This is a genomic window from Lutibacter sp. B1, from assembly GCF_012524075.1.
In the GTDB taxonomy this organism is placed as follows: domain Bacteria; phylum Bacteroidota; class Bacteroidia; order Flavobacteriales; family Flavobacteriaceae; genus Lutibacter.
The window spans coordinates 1-4,388 of record NZ_JAAZUI010000046.1 but is presented as its reverse complement, the minus strand read 5'-3'; the positions used below and the strand labels follow the sequence as shown (position 1 = coordinate 4,388).

Genomic DNA, 4,388 nt, shown 5'->3' with positions numbered 1-4,388 from the left:
ATGAATCGGTTAAATCGAAATAATATTGAAAAATCCTGCTATGTTTGATTAAGTTACTTTAGCTAACAATGGCTATATTGCATTGTGGCGGATTTTCTTTTTCAGAAAATCCTCGTATATTTACTAAGCTAATTGCTATGGCGGAAAAATCTTGCCGATTTTTCCACAACGACAACATAGCCTAAACCGTTGGCAAACATTATGAGGAAAATAATTTCAATTATCTTAATATTTTCAAGTTTATACAGTTTTTCCCAAGATAAATATGACTATTCGATTAAAAGAAAAATTGATTCATTAATAAAGATAGAAAGTGATTTTTATGAAGATAGAAAGTATGATGAATCAATTGTAATTTGTCAGAAACTCATTGATTTAGGCTTTGATGAAAGTATATACAAAGGATATTCAAAAATAATATTGAGTCAATATCTGAAATACTTTCCAAATAAAGATTTAAGTACTCTAAATGAGTTAATTAAAAATGAAATTACATTTATTGACTTCTTAAAAAATTCTGCTAATTTCAGGAATGATTATGTTTCTATTGCTAAGAATCAGGGAATATTGTTTCAATCAAAATATGAGTTAGCTGAAATTAAAAATAGCATTGATATCTATAAGGAGGCTTTATTAATCCTTGATGAAACTGAAAAAACAGCTAATTTGATTAATATGAATTGGGAAAGAGAAGACCAAATTGGTATGATAAAAATCAGCAAGGCAAGAACTTATTTAAGAATATATGAACTATCAGATAACCACACAGTTTTACTTACAGGACTTCCTTTTTCCCAGGAAGCAAATGTTTATTATTCTAATCTAACAAATGATAATTATATCTATTTTAGTTCTAAAGAATTATTAACTAAATATCACATCGAATTGTCTAATTATGAGAATTTCGATTACCATAAGAAAAGTGCTGAAGAAATTATTTTAGATTTAGATAAAACCTATAAAGATTCATATTACTCGGATAGAATAAAGATTATAGATTCCTTAAAAATAAAAGTAAAGGAATTAATGAAATAAAAAAAACGATTTGCCAACAATGCACATAAAAAATTGCTTAATTCAGTAAAATAGAATGTTTCTAAAACAAAAAAACATTAAATTTAAACATTGGAAAATTGCGTTTCCAAATCCGCAACTTTTCATGTCCTAAACCGTTAGGTGCAAGCATGAAAAAGGCCTCGTCCTAAAATAGGTTGACTAAAAATTAAACACTTTTAGTAACTTATGAAGACACAACAAAATTCAACCTGTCGAAAAAAAGAGTATCAAAAAATTAGTTTTGACCTCAAACTTTCTATCATTGACCAAATTATTAATGGACAAATTTCTGTCAACTATGCCTCCAAAAAATATCAAATTTCTCGAAGTTCTATTACCTATTGGATGAAAAAATTGAGTAATTTTAAACACAAATCAATCACTATGAGCAAAAATAACGAACTTAAAAAACTCAGAGAACGTATTGAAGAATTGGAGTTTATTAAAGACTTTCAACAAGATATTATCGCTGATTTTGAAAACATTACAGGAGAAGAGCTTGCAAAAAAGTATTTGCCCGAAGCATTAGCAAAAGAGATAGAGAAAAAGAAACAAAGCCTTTTAAAACAAAATGGCTCTATCAATGCTTCGGAATAAGCAAACAGGCTTATTATCAACGAATAAAGGCAAATTCAATTAAACAAAATCAACATAAAATTGTGCTAAATTTAATCTTAAATATCCGTAAAAGAATGCCCAAAACTGGCACTAAAAAGTTATATAAACATCTAAAAAATGAACTCCAACAAAACAATATCAAAATGGGTAGAGATGCTCTATTCAACTTACTCAGATCTTATGGATTATTGGTAAAGAAAACAAGACGTTTTCATATTACAACCAACTCTAATCATTTCTTTTATAAATCCCCTAACCTACTCAAAAACTTAGAAATAATGTACGCTGAACAAGTTTTTGTAAGTGATATTACCTATATTAAAGTTGATGGTGGACACGCATACTTAGCCTTAGTAACCGATGCATATTCAAAAAAAATAATGGGTTGGAGTTTAGATGACAATATGAAAGTTTCTCTTGTCAAACAAGCACTGGAAATGGCACATAAAAACCGTATTTATAAACATGCCAATATCATTCATCACTCCGATAGAGGTATTCAATACTGTTGCCCGGATTACTCAGATTTTGCAGAAAATAAAGGCTTTGTTTTAAGCACAACACAACAATATGACCCTTATGAAAATGCGGTAGCTGAAAGAATTAACGGTATTTTAAAATACGAATTTGGGCTCAAAAAAACCATTAAATCTATAAACATTGCTCAGAAAATGGTTAAACAAGCTGTACAAATTTATAATAATGAAAGATTACACTGGAGCCTTGATTTAAAGACACCGCAAAGTGTACATCTAAAATACAATCAACAAAAATACAAATCATATGCAAAAAAATCAGCGTAGGAATGTTGGTAAGTTTTTTAAAACCCGTAGGAAGTTTTTAAAAAAAAACTTATCAATGTTCCGGTAATTTGACTATTTTTAAACTATAATTATCAACCAAAAATGGTCAACCTATTTCAGGACAAGACAAAAAGACAAACTATCTCAATAAAATAAATGGATACAATAGATTTTTCATCGAAAAAGCCAAAGGAGATTATTGAAATAATTGGAGCGAATTTCGAATCTGCCAAAGCAAAGAGAGATTTAGAAAAACTTCAATCTTCAATTAAAGTTGCATTAGAAATAGACACTGATTTCTTTGATACTCATTCAAAAGCTATCTTACATTACTTTATTGGGAATGCATGGTCTTACATACAAAATATTAAATATCCGCTTGAAGAGTTCCCATTAGAAACGTATGAGTTGGAGCAACAAATTATTTGTTTGAGAAAAGCATATAGTCTAATTAAAGAATGTAATGACAAATTCAATACATGTCAAATATTAACAAACCTTGGAAGTCTTTTCAGCCACATCGGAAGATTTTCTGAAGCTCAAGAATATTTCAATTTATGCTTAAACATTGACCGTAAGTTTGGAATGGCAATAGGCAACCGTGGTTTTGCAATGTATTATTATGCCAGGGTTATTTTTGAGCCTACTCATCAATTTATTTTTATGCAATATGCTAGGAAAGATTTATTAGAATCACAATCTTCCAATCAAGTATATTTAGGGGCAAAAAATGCTTTTAAATCAACAGCAATAGAAATTGAAAAAGCCTATCCACTTGACTTACTAAACGACTTCAAAAACTATGGTGACAATTACAAAAAATTGACAGCTAAGGAAAGAGAATATCGAGAATGGTGTGCTATTAATCGACTATTTATTAACCCATTAAACGATATTTTAACAGAAAGTGTCGTTGCAAATGATTACTTATTCACCCCTTCGATGATTTTGAGATTTGACGAAAAGCCTATTTTTCATTCTCTTTTTAATCAATTAAAGCAAGAGTTCGTAAGTGCGCGATTCCTTTTTTATGAAGCATTAAATCAATATAAACCTCACTTTTCAGACAAGGAAGTTGTGTTAATGGACACACTTGATTATTCGGTATATTCATTTACTCTAGAAAAGGTAAAAATCACTTTCAGAGTATGTTACTCTCTCTTTGACAAAATTGCATATTTTATAAATCTGTATTTAAAGTTGGGGCAAAATTCCAATCGCGTCAGTTTTCGAAATATTTGGTATAAACAATTGAATAAATCAAATGGATTAAATGAGAGAATCTCAACAACAAAAAATTGGGCGATGAGAGGTTTGTTTTGGTTAAGTAAAGATTTGTACGAAACAGAATTTGACTTAACGATAGAACCAGAAGCAAAGGAAATTGCCACAATTCGGAATTTTGTTGAGCATAAGGCATTTAAAATTGTAGAATCATTTAATAACGGGTGGTCTGACAAATCCGAAATATTTGAAATTGACCGGTCTTTATTTTACGATAAAACTTTTAAACTCTTAAAATTAAGTAGGTCTGCATTAATGTATCTCTCATTTCTAATTTATGACGAGGAGAGAGAGCGGAAAAAACTTTTAGGAAATAAATTGACTATGCCAATGGAGTTTATAGAAATACAAGATGATGAAAAAATATAAAATGCCAGCACCTAACACGTGGTATAAGGCATGGCTGGGTTTGTGCGGATTCGACAAGTCGAATCTCGTCCCAACCTCAGTTTCGGTCGGACTGTTCAGACTCTCGTCTGACCGCCACGACCTCATACCACAACCGTTGCCTAAAATAACGAGATTGGAACTTGGCAGAGAAATTTTCTTTCAAAAATAATGATTTACTAAAGCTGAAAATATTCTGATTTTGGGCATTATTCCGGAATAAGTTTTTAATTTATTTTT

The 4,388-nt window shown here is 29.9% G+C and carries 4 protein-coding genes; all 4 read left to right on the top strand.

All coding sequences use genetic code 11. The annotated features are described in order from the left end of the window. The first annotated feature begins 201 nt into the window (after nucleotides 1-201). The 4 genes from HGB55_RS14430 to HGB55_RS14415 all read left to right on the top strand — a co-directional run bounded on the left by HGB55_RS14430 (nucleotide 202) and on the right by HGB55_RS14415 (nucleotide 4,130). Nucleotides 202-1,035 (top strand): hypothetical protein, encoded by an 834-nt coding sequence (locus HGB55_RS14430; protein WP_168817696.1) that lies wholly within the window; start codon nucleotides 202-204, stop codon nucleotides 1,033-1,035. A 207-nt stretch (nucleotides 1,036-1,242) separates the two neighbouring features. Further along, nucleotides 1,243-1,653 (top strand): helix-turn-helix domain-containing protein, encoded by a 411-nt coding sequence (locus HGB55_RS14425; RefSeq protein WP_168817694.1) that lies wholly within the window; start codon nucleotides 1,243-1,245, stop codon nucleotides 1,651-1,653. Further along, a complete protein-coding gene (locus HGB55_RS14420) occupies nucleotides 1,581-2,477 on the top strand; it encodes an IS3 family transposase (protein ID WP_168817698.1) in 897 nt (298 codons plus the stop codon). The genes HGB55_RS14425 and HGB55_RS14420 overlap by 73 nt, the downstream gene beginning before the upstream one ends. 156 nt (nucleotides 2,478-2,633) lie before the next feature. Next, entirely contained in the window at nucleotides 2,634-4,130 is a 1,497-nt protein-coding gene (locus HGB55_RS14415; RefSeq protein ID WP_168817692.1) for an LA2681 family HEPN domain-containing protein, read from the top strand. The last annotated feature ends 258 nt before the right edge of the window (nucleotides 4,131-4,388 follow it).

Bases quoted from the DNA above. Each gene is read 5' to 3' on its own strand.
- HGB55_RS14425 (WP_168817694.1), top strand. From the start codon at position 1,243: ATGAAGACACAACAAAATTCAACCTGTCGAAAAAAAGAGTATCAAAAA.
- HGB55_RS14430 (WP_168817696.1), top strand. From the start codon at position 202: ATGAGGAAAATAATTTCAATTATCTTAATATTTTCAAGTTTATACAGT.
- HGB55_RS14415 (WP_168817692.1), top strand. From the start codon at position 2,634: ATGGATACAATAGATTTTTCATCGAAAAAGCCAAAGGAGATTATTGAA.